Genomic DNA, 16,611 nt, shown 5'->3' with positions numbered 1-16,611 from the left:
TTTTTCAGGGGGCGGGTCAGCATTCTGGCGCTGCAACCCGTCAATTTTGTGACCGCCTCAATCGCCACAAGGCTGCAGGCAAAAATGCCGGCAGCCTTGCGCTTGACGACGAAGCAATTCGTCGATTCGCTTAGAAGCGGAAGTGGCTGAACGCCTTGTTGGCTTCGGCCATGCGGTGAACTTCGTCACGCTTCTTCATGGCGCCGCCACGGCCTTCGGTCGCTTCGAGCAGCTCGTTGGCCAGGCGTTGGGCCATCGACTTTTCGCCGCGCTTGCGGGCAGCTTCCTTGATCCAGCGCATGGACAGGGCCAGGCGACGGACAGGACGCACTTCGACTGGCACTTGGTAGTTGGCACCGCCCACACGGCGGGACTTCACTTCGACCATGGGCTTCACGTTGTTGATGGCAACGGTGAAAGCTTCCAGAGGGTCCTTGTCAGGGTGCTTCTTTTCGATCAGTTCCAGGGCGCCATAAATGATGCGCTCTGCAACTGCCTTCTTGCCGCCTTCCATGATCACGTTCATGAATTTGGACAGCTCTACATTGCCGAACTTAGGATCCGGCAGGATTTCACGTTTGGGGACTTCGCGACGACGTGGCATTTTTCACCTCTATCTTTGCTTCAGTTGGCATCTTTTCAGACACCGCGAGAGCCAATGAAGGACTCCCACTTACTCGACCCGCGCAGAACACCTGCGTTTGGGGCCACTACGCTGAACTACCGCGCCACGCGGGAGACAGCACCGAAAATCTTGTGCAAAAGCGCAGGGCTTACTTGGCCTTGGGCTTCTTGGCACCGTACTTGGAGCGCGATTGCTTGCGGTCTTTCACGCCTTGCAGATCGAGCGAACCGCGCACGATGTGGTAACGCACACCGGGCAAGTCCTTGACACGACCGCCGCGAACCAGCACGACGCTGTGTTCTTGCAGGTTGTGGCCTTCGCCGCCGATGTAGGAAATGACTTCGAAACCGTTGGTCAGGCGAACCTTGGCGACCTTCCGCAGAGCGGAGTTAGGCTTCTTAGGCGTCGTGGTGTACACACGGGTGCACACGCCGCGGCGCTGGGGAGAGTTTTCCATCGCAGGGCTCTTGGACTTGATCTTTTCGACCTCGCGCCCCTGACGGACTAATTGATTGATGGTTGGCATGAAATACGTCCCTAAACGTGAACTTGCTTCGTGAAAGCGAAAACGTGAATCCCTTCGGAAATTCCGAAAAGCCTTCTAATGTAGCAGCAAGGGGGTAAGGAGGCAAGCTGCGCGCGGTTTTCCCGAACAGCCGCGCCACAAGAATGGCTTGGATCAACGATTGTCGGCGACCGTCGAAAACGCAGGACCCAGCACCAGGGCAGCCATGCAAGGGCCGCCCCGCCGCACTGGCTGCCGTCCCCCTTCCCGAACGGCGCAGCCATTCGAGAGCAGGGGCTGAGGGCCGCGGCTCCACGCCTGCCTGCGCAGGCCTGGACGTGCCCGAAGAGCCGCCGCCTCTGGCCGTGGCACCGAGGCGCGAAGCGCCTCAAGGGGAAGAACCTCATTTAATCCACAGGCGGATCGCATCCCACGCGCGGCCCAGGATGCCTGCTTGTGGCACTTCTTCCAGGGCCACCAGGGGCACCTCGGCCAGGGTTTGCTCGCCCAGCGTGACCTTGAGCGTGCCCACCGCCTGCCCCTTGGCGAAAGGCGCGACCAGCGGATCCGGGCGTACGACGGCAGTCGTCACCTTGCCAGCGCTGCCCGAAGGCACGGTCACCACGATCGCATCCTCGCGGCCGATCTTGAGGACGTCCTCGGTGCCTTTCCACACCGCGGGCGTGGCCACGGGCTTGCCGGCGTCGAACAGCTTGACGGCTTCGAACGCGGTGTAGCCCCAGTTGAGCAGCTTCTGGCTTTCATTGGCACGCGCGTTCTCGCTGGAGGCGCCCAACACGATGGACAGCAGGCGGCGCTGGCCGACACCGGGGAAGTCTCGCTTGGACGTGGCCACCAGGCAGTAGCCCGCAGCGGCGGTGTGGCCGGTCTTGAGGCCGTCGACCGTCGGGTCGCGGAACAGCAGCGAATTGCGGTTGCTGCCGTTCGACGCCGGGGTGCCCGGGTAGCTGTACTGCTTGGTGGAGTAGTAATGCATGTACTCCGGGAAGTCCTTCATCAGGCGCGTGGCCAGCACCGACAGGTCGCGCGCCGTCGTGGTGTGGCCGGGTTCGGTCAGGCCTTCGGGGTTCTTGTAGCTGGTGCCCTTCATGCCCAAGGCCTTGGCCTGGTCGTTCATGAGCTTGACGAAGTTCTCGGCCGTGCCGCCCACGCCCTCGGCCAGGGCCATGGTGGCGTCGTTGCCCGACTGGACGATCATCCCCTTGATCAAATCTTCGACCGGCACCTGCATCTTGGGATCGATGAACATGCGCGAGCCGGGCATCTTCCAGGCGCGCACGCTCACGGGCAGCTTCTGGTCGAGGGTGATTTTCTTGGCGCGCAGCGCGTCAAACACCAGGTAGCCGGTCATGAGCTTGGTGAGCGAGGCCTGCTCGACGGGTGCGTCGATGTCCTTGGCGGCCAGCACCTGGTTGGCGGTGATGTCGACCAGCATGTAGGTGCGGGCGGCGATTTCGGGCGGCTGGGGCGCCTGGGCGAAAGCGCCAAAGGCGGCCGGAGCCACTGCGGCAAAGACGGCAAGGGATCGCAGCGCGGGCAGGATTCGTGTCATGGATGGGTAGGAGGGCTGGAAGGCTCGCGACTGGGCGAGCGAAAAAATGGGAAAGCGCCACGCGGGAAAGGCCCCGCTGGCGCAGCGGCGGGCAGCCTTCAGGCGCCCGCTTGCAGGTGGCGCACCACCAGGTTCTTGAGAAGCGGCAATTGTCCGTGAAAGAAATGCCCGCCTGCGGGAATCACTGTGACAGGCAGTATCTGCGGGCGCGCCCAGTCCATGACAGCGGACAGCGGCACGGTGTCGTCGGCTTCGCCATGCACGACCAGCGTCTGCAGGTGCGCCTCTGCCGGAACCGGCGCCACGGTGAAGCGGCTGGCGGCAGTACCCACCAGCACGGCCCGGTCGACGCGGCCCTCGGGCCACAGCTGGGCCAGCGCGTGGCTGGTGACAAACGCGCCAAACGAAAAGCCCGCCAGCGCAATGCGCGGCCCGCTGGCGCCGCCGGGCGCGACCTGCTCCACCACGGCCAGCAGGTCCTCTAGCTCACCCCGGCCTTCGTCGTGCACGCCCGCCGTGCCGCCCACACCGCGAAAGTTAAAGCGCACCGCCGTCCAGCCGCACTGCACAAAAGCGCGCGCCAGCGTCTGCACGACCTTGTTGTCCATGGTGCCGCCAAACAGCGGGTGTGGGTGGGCGATGATGGCCACGCCGCGGGGCGCGGCGCCGTCGGCCATGGCGGCGGCGGTGTCACGCACGGCCTCGATGGCGCCGGCGGGGCCGGACAGGGTCAGGCGTTCGGTTTGGGCATTCACTGATTTACTACCAAATTGATAGCTACCAGCGCTTATCCATCAAGCGCTGGCGGCCAAAAACATTCAAAAAAACAGGCGAATGGGGTAGGCCCGGTGCTCAGCGCCCGACCTCTGGCGGTGTGACCAGGCGCTCCACCACCTGGCCGTTCTTGAGGTGCGACTCCACGATCTCGTCGATGTCGGATGCGTCGACATACGTGTACCAGGTGCCTTCGGGGTAGACCACGGCGACCGGGCCGCCGGCGCAGCGGTCCAGGCAGCCGGCCTTGTTCACGCGCACCTTGCCAGCACCCGCCAGGCCCGCGGCCTTGACCTGGGCCTTGCAGCGGTCAAAGCCCGCCTGCGCGTTGTGGTGAGCGCAGCTGTCCTCGCCGTTGGTGCGTTCGTTCAGGCAGAAAAAGATGTGGCGCTGGTAGTAGCCGGGCGCGGCGGCCGGTGCGGGGGAGGTATCGCTCATTCCGCGATTTTAGGTTTCCACAGCGCGCGGCGCCCGCGCTGAGGTCAATGCACCTCGCGCCGGGAGACCCGGAACAGCACATACAGCAACGTCACGTACGGCCAGAGCCAGCCCAGCCACTGGCCCAGCCCATAAAACCGGATGAACCGGCCCTGCTCCCAGATCTGCAGGGTCTGCGCAAAGTACGCGCTGGTGGGCGCCTGGTTGAGCAGCACGAGGTACCAGGCCAAGGCCACCAGCAGCACGGCGGCGCAGGCGCGGCGCGGCAGTGCCAGCATCAACAGCGCCAGCGCCAGCGCGGCCCACACGCCCACGCGCGTCGGCACGCCCATCCATTCCCAGGCATGCACTGGGCCCCAGCTCAGGGCGGCCGACAGCGCGGTGAGTGTGATCCCCACCGCCACCACGCCCAGCGCAAACAGCGCGCGCCGGCCCAGCGAACGGATCACGCAATAGCCGAGCAGGCACGGCGTAAGCAGGCCGAGCGTGACGCACAGCACCTCGCCACTGGGCGAGAGCGGGTCCAGGGCCACCTCGCGCAGCGGCACCCATTCGAGAAACGGCGTGTCCGCGAGCAGCTCAGTGAGCGCCGCTTCCAGCCGCTCCAGCACCTGCCCCAGGCCAAACGGCACGGCCGCGGGGAACAGCAGCGCCAGCGGCCACAGGGCCAGCAGCACGATGGCGCCGCTGGCGTCCTGCACGAACCAGCGGCCCTTGAAATCGCTCCAGCGGTCGATGGCGCCCAGGCGCTCCAGCAGCGCCGCGATCAGCCCCCCGGCCAGCGTGCCGCCGATGTTCAGCAGCAAATCCAGGTTGGACGGCACGCGCCGCGGCAGGTAGATCTGCAAGAACTCCATGCACAGCGACAGCAACCCACCCGCCAGCGTGGCCAGCCACACGGCGCCGCGCGGCCCGCCCGAGCGCAGCATGCCCAGCACCAGCAAAAATCCCAGCGGCGCATACCCCACCACGTTGGTGGCCAGATCAAACCCGGACCAGTACGGCGGCGGGATGCGCGCCAGCAGAAACACCAGCGGATCGATGCCCTGGGCGCGCCAGCCGTCAAACGGGAACAGGCTGGCAAAAACGACCAGCACCGCGTAGATCAGCGCCAGGGGCCAGGCGGAGGTCTTGTGCACTGGCGGGGGCCCCGAGGTCAGAACGGCTTGACGACAACCAGCACCACCGCGGCCAGCAGCAGCGCCACGGGCACTTCATTGAACCAGCGGAACCACGCGTGGGTGCGCTGGCTGGTGCCGTCGGCCAGCTTGCGCAGCAGCACGGCGCAGGCGTGGTGGTAACCAATCACCAGCACCACCACGGCCAGCTTGGCGTGCATCCAGCCATTGCCAGGGCCGCGGCCGATGCCATATCCCAGCCACAGCCACGCGCCCAGCGCCAAGGCAGGCACAGCCAGCAGCGTGGTGAAGCGCAACAGTTTGCGGGCCATGAGCAGCAGGCGGTCGCGCTCTGCGGCCGAACCCGGCGCGACCATGGCCAGGTTGACGAAGATGCGCGGCAGGTAGAACAGGCCGGCAAACCAGCTGGCCACGAAGACGATGTGAAAGGCTTTGACCCAGAGCATGGCCGCAGTTTAGGGCCTGGGAGCCTGCGCGGTAGAAGGCGCATCGGCCGCGGCACGCCAGGGCGCCGCCAAAAAAAAGCCCGGCAAATCCGCCGGGCCGAGAAAGCCTGTTTTGCATCGCTGCAATTCGAGGCCCCCGCTCAGGGAGGGAAAGCGGGGGGCGGCATGCCGCCCGGCGCCAATTTAGCACCGCGAAAAGCCTGTTACAAGCGGCTTTTCCCACTCGCGTGAAGCGGCCCAGCGGTGACAAAGGGCGCGCCCCATACCAGTGCACCCGTGGATCCGGCTTCGCCGGTCCAGGGGGTGCGTCCCCCACGGGAGCCTCAGCACGCACCGTCGCGCCGTGGGCACCTACGGACTCGGGCGGCCTGCTCCGCAAGCCAATGCTCGCAATAGCTGCGGCTATTGCTCCGCTTGTCGCCTTGCAGGCCATCCCGATCCGCAGTGCCCACTTACCGCTCGATGCATGCTGAGGGCCCCAGGGGAAGGCGCGCAGCGCAGAGGGGGGCTTCATAATTCAGTGATGCACCTCCCGAGCCCCGCCCCCTTCCCCCAGAACCGCCCGCGCCGCCTGCGCCGCGATGCCTTCACCCGCCGCCTGGTGCGCGAGAACGCCGTCACCGTCGACGACTTGATCTACCCCGTGTTCGTGCACGAAGGCACGAACCTGCGCGAGGCAGTCACCTCGATGCCCGGGGTGGACCGCCTGAACCTGGATCTGCTGCTGCCCGTGGCCGAAGACTGTGTGCGCCTGGGCATCCCGGTGATGGCGCTGTTCCCGGCCATCGACCCGTCGCTCAAGACGCCCGACGGCAAAGAGGCCTTGAACCCCGACGGCCTGATTCCGCGTGTGGTGCGGGCGCTGAAGAATGAATTCCCCACGCTGGGCGTGATGACCGATGTGGCCCTCGACCCCTACACCAGCCACGGCCAGGACGGCGTGCTGGACGACACCGGCTACATCATCAATGACGAGACGGTGGAGATCCTCACCGGCCAGGCGCTCACCCATGCCGAGGCGGGCGTGGACATCGTGGCGCCCAGCGACATGATGGACGGGCGCATCGGCGCGATCCGCGATGCGCTGGAGGTGCAGGGCCACATCCACACCCGCATCATGGCCTACAGCGCCAAGTACGCCAGCGCTTTCTACGGCCCCTTCCGCGACGCGGTGGGCACGCGCGGTGCTTTGGGCAAGGCCGACAAGAACGTCTACCAGATGGACCCCGGCAACAGCGACGAGGCGCTTCGCGAAGTGGCCCTCGATATCGCTGAAGGCGCGGACATGGTGATGGTCAAACCCGGCATGCCGTACCTGGACATCGTGCGCCGCGTGAAAGACGAGTTCAAGGTGCCAACCTTCGCCTACCAGGTGAGCGGCGAGTACGCCATGATCAAGGCTGCGGCCGCCAACGGCTGGCTGGACCACGACGCGGTGATGATGGAAAGCCTGCTCGCCTTCAAGCGCGCGGGCGCCGACGGCGTGCTGACCTACTTTGCCCGCGACGCCGCCCGCTTGCTACAAAAATAATAGCTATCAGTGCTTATACAACAAGCGCTAGGGCCATTTTTAATCCCAAACTGAGGCGCCATGCGCATCTTTCACATCCACAGCGGCGGGGTGCAGGAGCTGTCCGACCTGCCCGCGCAGATGCCCGCGCAGGGCTTTGTCTGGATCGCCTGTTCGCGCCCCGCCTTCCAGGCGCGGCTCGCCGAGATCCAGGCCAGCCTGCAGGCGCTGGTGGGGCTGCAGCTGGTCGAGCTGCACGTGTCCGACTTGCTCAACGCGCAGCTGCCCTCGCACTACGACTACACCTCCCAGTACGACCTGCTGGTGTTTCGCCGGCTGGCCACGGCGCAGGGCGGCGAGCCCGAAGCCGCGCCGGCGGCAGCGGACGACGCCACCCCCCTGCGCAAGCTTGGCGGCCCGCCGGTGCTGCGGCGCATCGACACCAGCCCGGTGGGTTTTGCCGTGTTCGACCGCCTGCTGCTGACGGTGCATCCCACCGACTGCGCCGTGCGCGACGCTTACGCAGAGCGTCTGCTCGCCGCACTTCCCGCCAGCCCTGTAGAAGGCCGCACCAGCCCCGTGCCCGGCGCGCGCGTGCCGGCCAGCCCGGCCGACCTGATGCTGCGCGTGGTCAACCTCATGGTCGACCGCTACCTGGACCTGCGCCGCGAGCTCACCCGCCAGCTCGACCACTGGCAAACCGAGCTGCTCAAGCCGCGCGCGCGGTATGTGAACTGGAGCTCGCTGCTTGAAGCGCGCCTGGCGCTGCACAAGCTCGACGAAATCTGCGAAGACCAGCGCACCGCCGTGCAGGACTGGATCGACGCGCTGGAAACCTGGGCCCTGCCCGACACACCGCTCGGGATGCGCGAGCTGGACCTGCTCAAGGTGCGCAGCCGCGACGTGCTCGAACACATCGAGCGGGTGGTGCACCACGTGCGCCGGCTGGAGCAGAGCACCGAAACCACCGTCCAGATGCACTTCTCGGTGCAGAGCAACCGCACCAACGACATCATGCGCACGCTCACGGCGCTCACCGCCGTGTTCCTGCCGCTCAACCTGATTGCAGGGATTTTTGGCATGAACTTTGAGTTTTTGCCGCTGATCCACAAGGCGCACGGGTTCTGGTGGGCGCTGGGGTCGATGGGGTTCATCGCACTGACGCTGGTCGGCGTGTTCTGGCGCAAGCAATATCTGTCACGCACCCGGCGGTAATTTCCTACCTGCGCCCTGCGGCGTTGGGGCCAGCATCGCTTCTGCACAAAAAACAGGAGCGCCCGGATGAATACGCCACCCCCTGCTGGCGCCACCGCGCCACACGCGCATGCCACTGTTCGCATCGGCACCGCTGGCTGGAGCCTGCCGCGCGCCAGCCAGCACAGGTTTGCCACGGCCGATCCGGCGGACTCGCACCTCATGCGCTATGCGCAGCACCTGCCGGGTGTGGAGATCAATTCGTCGTTTTACCGGCCGCACCAGCGCAGCACATACGAGCGCTGGGCCGCGGCCACGCCGCCGGGGTTTCGTTTTTCGGTGAAGCTGCCGCGCAGCGTGACGCACACGGCGCGGCTGGTGGACACCGCGCCGCTGCTGCAGGCCTTTGTGGACGAAGTGGCGGGCCTGGGCGACCGGCTGGGATGCCTGCTGGTGCAGCTGCCGCCCAGCCTGGCGCTGGATACGGTGGTGGCCGATGCGTTTTTTGCCAGCCTGCGAGCCCTGCATGCCAAGACCCCCATCGCCGTCGAGCCGCGCCACGCGAGCTGGTTCACGCCCGAGGGCGACGCGCTGCTGGCCCACTGGCAGGCCGGCCGCGTGCTGGCCGACCCGGTGCTGCACGCACCTGGCCGCGCACCCGGCGGCTGGCCCGGGTTGGTGTACTGCCGGCTGCACGGATCGCCGCGCATCTACTACTCGGCGTACGAACCAACTTTGATCGACGCCTTGGCGCGCCGCATCGAGGCCGCTCAAAACGAAGCGCAGAGCATCTGGTGCATCTTTGACAACACGGCCAGCGGCGCGGCCACGGGCAACGCGCTGGATCTGCACGAAGCTTTGTTGCGGGGCTGATGCAGGGGCCGGCGTGGCGCCAGCAGGCCCACGCCGGCAGCCAGGCCCCTAACGCGCCCGGCCGAACTGATCGGCCGCGTGTAAGGGCCCGGGGGGTCAGCGAGCAGGCGCGGGCGCCGGCGCTGGCAGCCCGAACAGGCCCGCCGCGTTGTCCCACGCCACCTTGCGCGCCACATCCGCCGGCAGGCCGCCCAGCCATTGCCGGTAGCCCTGCATCAGGCCCTCGTAGTGCTGCCAGCGCTGGTTCACCCAGGTGTCCGATCCGATCACAAACCGCGCCGGGTACTTGAGCAGCAGCGTGCGCCACGCGGGACACAGCTGGTTGTCATCGCAGACCAGGCCCGGCCGGTACGACAGCTCACCCACCAAGCCCGGGTAACGCGCCATCAGCGCGTCCACGCGCTCTACCGGCGCGCCGCCAATGCCCGTGTGCGCCCAGATGAGGCGCAGCTTGCGGCCCTTGGACGGCGTGTGGGCCATCAGCAGATCGATGGCCGCATCGTCCACATGCGCCAGCACCACCAGGTCGCGCTCCTCGGCCAGCGCCATGAGCTTTTTGGCCACCGGGCCATCGGCGTTGGCGCTGTCGTACAGGTGGAACTCGCCAATGCCCCGGTACGGCCCGGCCGGCGTGCCACGCGCAAGTTCGGTCTGCACCATGGTGTAGATGCTCTCGTCGGCAAACCAGCCGGAATAGTCCGCGCGGTTGCGGTACAGCCGCACAAAGGGCACCACCGTCACGCCGGCCTCGCGCGTCTCGCGCAGCCCCGCCAGCGTGAGCGAGCCGGTGTTGGGCCGCGAATTGGCCACGATGGCGCGCACACCGCTTTTTTGCATGCGGCCCAGCACATCGGCCGGCGGGTGCGGGCCGGTTTTGCCGTCCCACGCCTCCTCGTTGTAGTGCAGGTGGGCGTCGAACAGCGGGCCAGGGTAGTCGACCGCACGGGCCTGGGCCCCGAACGCTATCAAAACGCTAGCTAATAGCGCTTTACCAGTAAGCGCCAGCGGCCAAAAAGGCTTCATAACCGGGTTACAAGTCGAATTCACCATGGCAACCTCCAAACGCTGAGCAGTCCGTCGCGACCCCCTCGCGCCTGCAATGGGCGAGACCTCGCGAGAGACGCCGAGCAAGGGCCGCCCCGCAGCGAGGGCGTCGTCCCCCTTTGGGGGAAGGCGCCGCAGGCGACTCAGGGGGGATTCAATTTCAGGCGAGGTGTTTGTCAAAGAACGCCAGCGTCCGGTCCCGCGCAGCCATGGCCGAGGGCTCGTCGTAGCTGCCGCGCTGGTCGCAGTTGAAGCCGTGGTCGGCGTCGTAGATGTGGACCTCGACCTCGGGATGGGCGCGGGCAAATGCCTGCACGGTGTCGAGCGGGATGTAGTGGTCGCGCTGCCCAAAATGCGCCAGCACCGGCACCTGCGGGTGGCGCGCCGCCTCGTCCGCAGAGGTCATGCCGCCGCCGTAGTAAGGCACGGCCGCCGACAGCCCGCTGAGCGTGCAGGCCGCGCGCCAGGTCAACAGGCCGCCCCAGCAAAAGCCCACGATGCCGACCTTGCGGCCGCTCTGCTCGGCGGCGTAGTCGATGGCGGCCTGGATGTCGGGCATCACGCCCGGCGCGGGCAGGGCCTCGACCGCGGCCTTCAGGCCCATGCCGGCCTTCATGTCGTCGCCGGTGTAGCCCATGTCCACGTCCTGCTGCACGCGGTGGAAGGTGGACGGTGCGACGGCCAGGTAGCCGCGCGCGGCAAACCGGTCGGCCACTGCGCGGATGTGCGAGTTCACGCCAAAAATTTCCTGCAGCACCACGATCGCGCCGCGCGGCGCGGCATCGGGCTGCGCCACCCAGGCGGGCACGGCGAGACCATCGCTTGATGTCAGATGGACAAATTGACCCATGGTTTTGACTCCTTGCTGCGTTGAACTGTTGGAAAGGACCGGGCCGGGGGCGGCAGGGAACGCTGCGGTTGCAGCACCCTCCCCCCAACACTGCGCCGGGCTAGCGCGCCATTCTGGCCGCTGCGCGCAGGTCTGTTCAAATGCGGGCCTTTTGGTGAGGAGCCCTGCCATGACCGACACGCCACGCATCGCATTGATCACCGGAGGCTCGCGCGGCATCGGCGCGGCCACGGCAAGGCTCGCGGCGCGCCAGGGCTGGGCCGTGGCCGTCAACTACGCGCACGACAAAGACGCTGCCCACGCCGTGGTCGCCTCCATCACCGCGGCGGGCGGCACCGCCATGGCCGTGCAAGCCGACGTGGCCGACGAAGCCCAGGTGCTGGCCATGTTTGCCGCTGTGGACGCGCAGCTCGGCCGCCTCTCGGCCCTGGTCAACAACGCCGGCGTGGTGGACGTGCCCGCGCGGGTGGAGGCGATGGGAGTCGCGCGGCTCAAACGCATGTTCGACATCAACGTGATCGGCAGCTTCATCTGCGCCCGCGAGGCCGTGCTGCGCATGGGCACACGCCATGGCGGCGCGGGCGGCAGCATCGTCAACGTGTCCAGCGCCGCGGCGCGGCTCGGTGCGGCCGGGCAGTACGTGGACTACGCGGCGGCCAAGGGCGCTATCGACACCATGACGCTGGGCCTGGCGCGCGAAGTGGCGGCCGACGGCATCCGCGTGAACGCCGTGCGCCCGGGCCTGATCGAGACCGACATCCACGCCAGCGGCGGCCTGCCCGACCGCGTGCGCGACCTGGCGCACCAGGTGCCCATGCTGCGCGGCGGCACGGCCGACGAGGTGGCCGAGGCCATCGTGTGGCTGATGTCGCCCGCCGCAAGCTACACCACGGCAACGCTGATGGATGTGTCGGGCGGGCGGTAGCCCCTTCCGCGCAGTCTCAAAGCGCTGCAGCGCAGCATGCATTGAGGGCCTGGAGCACGCTGAAAACACCGCATACTCGCGCACAGCCGAGCGCCGCCGACTTCTCGCCGCGCCGCCTCAAGCCCTGTCGACCCACGCCTAGTCCCTCGCCTTTCGGAGCGCCCTGATGGACCTCAAACCCCTCATCACCCTGCTGGCCATCGTCAACCCGCTGGCCATCGTCCCTTTCTTCATCCACTACACGCAGGGGTTCTCGTACCCGCAGCGGCGCCGCACCATCCAGGTCGCCAGCTTCAGCGTGTTCTGCGTCATCGCCGCCTGCGCGCTGCTGGGCCTGCAGATCCTGGATTTCTTCAACATCTCGCTGCAGAGCTTTCAGGTAGGCGGCGGCATGCTGCTGCTCATCAGCGCGATGAACATGCTCAACGCCCAGCCCGCCGAGGCCAAGCCCACCACCAACGAGTACGAAGAAGGCGCCGAAAAAGCCGCCGCCGGCAGCAGCATTGCCGTGGTGCCGCTCACCATCCCGCTGCTCACCGGGCCGGCCAGCATGTCCACCGTGGTGATCTATGCCGACCGCGCGCAGGGCGTGTGGCAGACGCTGGCGCTGGTGGGCTACGGCGTGGTCATCGCCCTGGCCACCGCCGTATGTTTTGCCCTGGCCGATCCGATTGCGCGCGTGCTGGGCAAGACGGGCATCAACGTGATGACCCGGCTGATGGGGCTGATCCTGGCGGCGCTAGCGGTGGAAGTAATGGCCGATGGACTGGGCAAGCTGTTCCCTATCCTGATCGCACGATGAGATGTTCCCCCCTGAATCGCCTTCGGCGCCTTCCCCCCCAGGGGGACGCCACCCTCGCTGCGGGGCGGCCCTTGCTTGGCATCTCTCGCCTGGGCCGTGCCAGTTTCATGCGCTGCGGATGACGCTTAGCGCAAGGGATGACTGAGATATGTCTGCGCGCCTTCTGCTGCTTGAAGACGACCCCGCTATCGCCCGCACCGTGGCCTATGCGCTGGAGCGCGATGGACTGCAAGTCACGCACAGCCTGCTGGTGCACGACGCGCGCCAGCAGATGGCCTCGCACCACTTTGACCTGCTGGTGCTGGATGTGGGTCTGCCCGACGGCAGTGGCCTTGATCTGCTGCGCGAGTTGCGCCACGCTCCGCGCACGGCCACGCTGCCCGTGCTGATGCTCAGCGCGCACGGCGAGGAGATCGACCGCGTGCTGGGCCTGGAGCTGGGCGCGGACGACTACCTGGCCAAGCCCTTCAGCCCTCGCGAACTGGCCGCCCGCGTGAAGGCGCTGCTGCGCCGGGCGGGCAACGGCCACGCGGCGGCACCCGCCGCTTCGGCAGCCACACTGTTCCACGACGACGAGGCCGGCCAGCGCATCAGCCTGCGGGGCCAGCCGCTGGCGCTGACCCGGCGCGAATACCGGCTGCTTTCGTGCCTGCTGCGCGGCGCGGGCCGCATCCATTCCCGCGAAGCGCTGCTGGCCGCCGCCTGGGGCGACGACAGTGAAAGCACCGACCGCACGGTGGACACCCACATCAAGACCCTGCGCGCCAAGCTGCGCGAGGTGGACCCGGCGCGGGAGTACATCAGCACGCACCGGGGCATGGGGTATTGCCTCGATGTGTCATGAGAATCGGCCCTGGCGCTTACTCAACCTGATTCGATAGCTATCATTTCTATGAAACATTTGCGCGCTTGCCTCAAGGTATTGGGCTGGCTGGCGGTCGCCCTGGGGGCATTGGCCGGCGTGGGGATGACCGCACTGATCGTTGCCAACTGGAACGATGACGCCTTGAGTGAGCCAGCGCAGCAGGCCCTGCAGTACAAGCCGCCCACCGAGCAGGCCCTGCAGGGCAACGGCTATCTGATCCTGATGGGGCTGGACGCGCCGGCTGAGGGCGATGCTATCGGCGATGCTGTGACACTGGGCCGCAAGCGCCTGGCGCGCGAAGTCGAGCGCAGGCGCTGGGTGGAGGCCCATGGCGACGGGCAGGAAGGGATGCCTCCGTCCATTGCAAGCGAGACTGCGACTGGTGACGTACTTCCGGATCGACTGCGCTGCCCAGTCGGAGAACCGGATTGTTTTGCCTGGTTTGTGAAGCATGGCGATGAAATACAGGCCTTGGCGAAGACGCACCAGGCCCTGCTGCAACGGCTGGCTGCAGCGGCCAGTGCTCCGCAGTTCAGCAACCCCGCACCTTTTTACCTGCTGGCCGAATTTCCACCCTATGGGCTCCTGGTGCGCGCCCATGAACTCTGGCTGGCCCAGGCCGCGCTGGAGTGGATGCGCGGGCGGCCGCAGCAGGCCATGGACATAGCCCGCCAGGCCGCTCAACTGCGCAGCCGCGTCGCAAGCAGCTCCAACAGCTTGATTGCTTCCATGATTGCGCTGGCCATGCAGTACCGCGGGCTGCACTGGCTCAGCGACGCAAGTGCACGCATAGAGCCGCAGACATCGGTGGCAGTATCCAAAGAAGTCGACGAACTGCTCTCTACACCGCCGAGCTCCTTACACCAGGCTCTGGAAGGCGAAAAGCACTACGTCGCGAGTGTCCTCTATTCAGTGAAAGACGCTGGCTTGTTCGCCGCGCCCTGGGATGAGCACCCCGCATGGTGGCAGCGAACCTTCCACAGAGCTTGCAATTGGGCCTTTCTCCCCAGACAAACTCTCAATCTGTCTCTCGGATATCTCCAGCAGATTCAAGCCATCAGCAGCCTGCCCGCGCACCAGCTGGAGACTGCGTTTTCTGCTGCAATGCGGCACTGGGACGAAGGCGAGGCTTGTTCGCCTTGGAAGCGTTTGCGCAACGCGGCAGGCATTTGCGTGGCGGCTGTCGGTATCCCCAGCTATCAGGGATATGTCCGGCGGATTGCAGACATCGATGGCTATCGTCGCCTGGTCCTCTTGCAACACCGTGCAACTGCTCAACGGATCGCACTGGCGAACATGCCCGCTTGGCTGGCGCAGTCACCCCAGGAGCTGTGCAATCCCTACACCCTGCAGCCGATGCAATGGGACGCGGCCACCAACAGCCTCATGTTTGAAGGGCGCGAGAAACAGAACCAAAACCCTGACCAGTCCCCGGTCTACCGCATTCGCGTGCGAGGTTGATATGGGCTTGAAAAGGCCTTCTGCGTTCGACCAGCAATTGTTAGCAGCTATTGTTTTTACTGAAGGGCTCCGCTGACCCATGCGCCTTGGCATCCGCCTGCTCTTCGCGTTTTTTCTGATCAACGGCATCGCCGCGTTCTTTGTGCTGCGCGTGTTCATGGCCGAGATCAAGCCCAGCGTGCGCGAGGTGATGGAAGACATGATGGTGGACACGGCCAACATCCTGGCCGAGCTGGCCAGTGACGACTTGGCCACGGGGCGGCTAGCGGCCAGCGCGGCCAATAACAACGGCAGCGCCAGCCCATTTGCGCAGCATGTGCGCCGCTACGCCACGCGGCCCATCGATGCGGCGATCTGGGGGTTTTCCAAGCAGTCGCTCGACTACCGCATCTACGTCACCGACCGCCAGGGGCGGGTGCTTTTCGATTCGGAAAATCGCGCCATCGGTGCCGACTATTCGCAGTGGCGCGACGTGGCGCGCACGCTGCGCGGCGAGTACGGCGCCCGCTCCACGCGCGACGTGGACAGCGACGACACCACCGGGGTGATGCACGTGGCGGCCCCCATCTATGTGAAGGGCGAGATCGCGGGCGTGCTCACTGTGGCCAAGCCCACGCGCACGGTGCAGCGTTTTATCGACCGCGCCGAGCGCAAGGTGTTCATGGGCGGCCTGCTGCTGCTGGCGCTGTCGGCCGCGGTGGGTGTGGCGGTGACGCTGTGGATGGTATGGAACGTGCGCCGCCTGCGCGACTACGCTTTGAGCGTGCAGGGCCCGGCCGATGGCGAGCGCCACGACCCGGACGCACCGCCGACCGCCGCGCTGGCCGTGCCCCAGGTGCCGGGCGAACTGGGCGACCTGGCCCGTGCGATGGACCGCATGCGCGCCCGGCTGGAGGGGCATGACTACATCGAAGGCTATGTGCGCGCGTTGACGCATGAGCTCAAAAGCCCGGTAGCCGCCATCCGCGGTGCGGGCGAGCTGTTGCAGGACGACCTGCCCGCCGCCGACCGCGCCGAGTTTGCGACCCAGGTGGTGCTGCAAAGCGAGCGCCTGCAGCGCATCATCGACCGGCTGCTGGAGCTGTCCAAACTGGAGCAGCGCCACCACGCCGAAGGCCGCGCGCCCGTGGCGCTGCACGACTGCGCCGAGGCCGCCATTGGCCAGACGCGCGGCCGCGCAGCGCAGCGCGGCATCACGCTGGCCCTGTCTGGCAGCACCGGTGGCAGCGGCCCGTGGGAGGCCGAGCTCGTGACGCTGGCGCTGACCAACCTGCTGGACAACGCGATTGACTTCGCGCCGGAGGGCAGCGCCGTGGTGGTGCAGGTGGAGGGCAGCACCGTCGCCGTGCAGGACAGCGGCCCGGGCGTGCCCGACTACGCGCTGCCGCGCCTGGGCGAGCGTTTTTTCACCACCGCGCGACCGGGTGGGGAGCGCAGCGGATCGGGACTGGGCCTGGCCATCGTGCGGCGCGTGATGGCGCTGCATGGCGGGCAGATGCTGGTGCACAACACCACGCCGGGCCTGCGGGTGGTGCTGGAGTTTGCGCCCCGGGGGGCGCTGGGCTGAGCCATCGCACCTGTTCGCGG

General features: G+C 66.8%; 17 protein-coding genes. 8 read left to right on the top strand and 9 right to left on the bottom strand.

Features of this window, described 5'->3' with window-relative positions:
• Positions 1-130: 130 nt before the first annotated feature.
• The 7 genes from rpsG to ACSQ3Q_RS01945 form a co-directional block, all read right to left on the bottom strand.
• Entirely contained in the window at positions 131-604 is a 474-nt protein-coding gene (gene rpsG / locus ACSQ3Q_RS01975) for a 30S ribosomal protein S7 (RefSeq protein WP_005798541.1), read from the bottom strand.
• A 169-nt stretch (positions 605-773) separates the two neighbouring features.
• Positions 774-1,151: a 30S ribosomal protein S12 gene (gene rpsL / locus ACSQ3Q_RS01970; protein ID WP_007851137.1), complete on the bottom strand. Its 378-nt coding sequence runs from the start codon at positions 1,149-1,151 to the stop codon at positions 774-776.
• A gap of 382 nt (positions 1,152-1,533) precedes the next feature.
• Positions 1,534-2,703 carry a D-alanyl-D-alanine carboxypeptidase family protein gene (locus ACSQ3Q_RS01965; protein ID WP_436132762.1) on the bottom strand — a complete coding sequence of 390 codons (1,170 nt, stop codon included), beginning with the start codon at positions 2,701-2,703 and terminating at the stop codon, positions 1,534-1,536.
• A 98-nt stretch (positions 2,704-2,801) separates the two neighbouring features.
• A complete protein-coding gene (locus ACSQ3Q_RS01960) occupies positions 2,802-3,458 on the bottom strand; it encodes an alpha/beta hydrolase (protein WP_436132761.1) in 657 nt (218 codons plus the stop codon).
• Between the two features lie 97 nt (positions 3,459-3,555).
• On the bottom strand, positions 3,556-3,915 hold the full coding sequence (locus ACSQ3Q_RS01955; protein ID WP_436132760.1) for a (2Fe-2S) ferredoxin domain-containing protein: 360 nt from the start codon (positions 3,913-3,915) through the stop codon (positions 3,556-3,558).
• A 44-nt stretch (positions 3,916-3,959) separates the two neighbouring features.
• Complete coding sequence (locus ACSQ3Q_RS01950; protein ID WP_436132759.1) at positions 3,960-5,054, bottom strand: VanZ family protein; 1,095 nt, start codon at positions 5,052-5,054, stop codon at positions 3,960-3,962.
• Positions 5,055-5,071: 17 nt separating this feature from the next.
• Entirely contained in the window at positions 5,072-5,500 is a 429-nt protein-coding gene (locus ACSQ3Q_RS01945) for a CopD family protein (RefSeq protein ID WP_436132758.1), read from the bottom strand.
• Between the two features lie 523 nt (positions 5,501-6,023).
• Here ACSQ3Q_RS01945 and hemB point away from each other — a divergent pair.
• From hemB to ACSQ3Q_RS01930, 3 genes are all read left to right on the top strand, one after another.
• A complete protein-coding gene (gene hemB, locus ACSQ3Q_RS01940; protein ID WP_436132757.1) occupies positions 6,024-7,031 on the top strand; it encodes a porphobilinogen synthase in 1,008 nt (335 codons plus the stop codon).
• Positions 7,032-7,091: 60 nt separating this feature from the next.
• Positions 7,092-8,225 (top strand): magnesium transporter CorA family protein, encoded by a 1,134-nt coding sequence (locus ACSQ3Q_RS01935; RefSeq protein ID WP_436132756.1) that lies wholly within the window; start codon positions 7,092-7,094, stop codon positions 8,223-8,225.
• Between the two features lie 66 nt (positions 8,226-8,291).
• Positions 8,292-9,077, top strand: coding sequence for a DUF72 domain-containing protein (locus ACSQ3Q_RS01930; RefSeq protein WP_436132755.1), 786 nt, complete (start codon positions 8,292-8,294; stop codon positions 9,075-9,077).
• A gap of 96 nt (positions 9,078-9,173) precedes the next feature.
• On the opposite strand, the gene ACSQ3Q_RS01925 is transcribed toward ACSQ3Q_RS01930, so the two are convergent.
• Positions 9,174-10,100: an amidohydrolase family protein gene (locus ACSQ3Q_RS01925; protein ID WP_436132754.1), complete on the bottom strand. Its 927-nt coding sequence runs from the start codon at positions 10,098-10,100 to the stop codon at positions 9,174-9,176.
• Positions 10,101-10,281: 181 nt separating this feature from the next.
• Positions 10,282-10,971: a dienelactone hydrolase family protein gene (locus ACSQ3Q_RS01920; RefSeq protein ID WP_436132753.1), complete on the bottom strand. Its 690-nt coding sequence runs from the start codon at positions 10,969-10,971 to the stop codon at positions 10,282-10,284.
• Between the two features lie 169 nt (positions 10,972-11,140).
• On the opposite strand from ACSQ3Q_RS01920, the gene ACSQ3Q_RS01915 reads away from it, so the two are divergent.
• The 5 genes from ACSQ3Q_RS01915 to creC all read left to right on the top strand — a co-directional run bounded on the left by ACSQ3Q_RS01915 (position 11,141) and on the right by creC (position 16,591).
• On the top strand, positions 11,141-11,896 hold the full coding sequence (locus ACSQ3Q_RS01915; protein WP_436132752.1) for an SDR family oxidoreductase: 756 nt from the start codon (positions 11,141-11,143) through the stop codon (positions 11,894-11,896).
• Between the two features lie 166 nt (positions 11,897-12,062).
• Positions 12,063-12,698 carry a MarC family protein gene (locus ACSQ3Q_RS01910; RefSeq protein ID WP_226446489.1) on the top strand — a complete coding sequence of 212 codons (636 nt, stop codon included), beginning with the start codon at positions 12,063-12,065 and terminating at the stop codon, positions 12,696-12,698.
• A gap of 148 nt (positions 12,699-12,846) precedes the next feature.
• Positions 12,847-13,542 (top strand): two-component system response regulator CreB, encoded by a 696-nt coding sequence (gene creB, locus ACSQ3Q_RS01905; protein WP_436132751.1) that lies wholly within the window; start codon positions 12,847-12,849, stop codon positions 13,540-13,542.
• Between the two features lie 123 nt (positions 13,543-13,665).
• Complete coding sequence (locus tag ACSQ3Q_RS01900; protein WP_436132750.1) at positions 13,666-15,024, top strand: hypothetical protein; 1,359 nt, start codon at positions 13,666-13,668, stop codon at positions 15,022-15,024.
• Positions 15,025-15,103: 79 nt separating this feature from the next.
• Positions 15,104-16,591 carry a two-component system sensor histidine kinase CreC gene (gene creC / locus ACSQ3Q_RS01895; protein WP_436132749.1) on the top strand — a complete coding sequence of 496 codons (1,488 nt, stop codon included), beginning with the start codon at positions 15,104-15,106 and terminating at the stop codon, positions 16,589-16,591.
• Positions 16,592-16,611: the final 20 nt, after the last annotated feature.

The sequence above is a fragment of the Acidovorax sp. LjRoot129 genome, from assembly GCF_964253765.1.
Lineage (GTDB): Bacteria > Pseudomonadota > Gammaproteobacteria > Burkholderiales > Burkholderiaceae_C > Acidovorax.
Note: the sequence above shows the minus strand (reverse complement) of the source record. Positions and strands in the feature narration are given on the sequence as shown.

Coding starts and splice junctions, on each gene's coding strand:
- rpsG (WP_005798541.1), bottom strand. CDS start 604: ATGCCACGTCGTCGCGAAGTCCCCAAACGTGAAATCCTGCCGGATCCT.
- rpsL (WP_007851137.1), bottom strand. CDS start 1,151: ATGCCAACCATCAATCAATTAGTCCGTCAGGGGCGCGAGGTCGAAAAG.
- ACSQ3Q_RS01965 (WP_436132762.1), bottom strand. CDS start 2,703: ATGACACGAATCCTGCCCGCGCTGCGATCCCTTGCCGTCTTTGCCGCA.
- ACSQ3Q_RS01955 (WP_436132760.1), bottom strand. CDS start 3,915: ATGAGCGATACCTCCCCCGCACCGGCCGCCGCGCCCGGCTACTACCAG.
- ACSQ3Q_RS01945 (WP_436132758.1), bottom strand. CDS start 5,500: ATGCTCTGGGTCAAAGCCTTTCACATCGTCTTCGTGGCCAGCTGGTTT.
- hemB (WP_436132757.1), top strand. CDS start 6,024: ATGCACCTCCCGAGCCCCGCCCCCTTCCCCCAGAACCGCCCGCGCCGC.
- ACSQ3Q_RS01935 (WP_436132756.1), top strand. CDS start 7,092: ATGCGCATCTTTCACATCCACAGCGGCGGGGTGCAGGAGCTGTCCGAC.
- ACSQ3Q_RS01930 (WP_436132755.1), top strand. CDS start 8,292: ATGAATACGCCACCCCCTGCTGGCGCCACCGCGCCACACGCGCATGCC.
- ACSQ3Q_RS01925 (WP_436132754.1), bottom strand. CDS start 10,100: ATGAAGCCTTTTTGGCCGCTGGCGCTTACTGGTAAAGCGCTATTAGCT.
- ACSQ3Q_RS01920 (WP_436132753.1), bottom strand. CDS start 10,971: ATGGGTCAATTTGTCCATCTGACATCAAGCGATGGTCTCGCCGTGCCC.
- ACSQ3Q_RS01915 (WP_436132752.1), top strand. CDS start 11,141: ATGACCGACACGCCACGCATCGCATTGATCACCGGAGGCTCGCGCGGC.
- ACSQ3Q_RS01910 (WP_226446489.1), top strand. CDS start 12,063: ATGGACCTCAAACCCCTCATCACCCTGCTGGCCATCGTCAACCCGCTG.
- creB (WP_436132751.1), top strand. CDS start 12,847: ATGTCTGCGCGCCTTCTGCTGCTTGAAGACGACCCCGCTATCGCCCGC.
- ACSQ3Q_RS01900 (WP_436132750.1), top strand. CDS start 13,666: ATGACCGCACTGATCGTTGCCAACTGGAACGATGACGCCTTGAGTGAG.
- creC (WP_436132749.1), top strand. CDS start 15,104: ATGCGCCTTGGCATCCGCCTGCTCTTCGCGTTTTTTCTGATCAACGGC.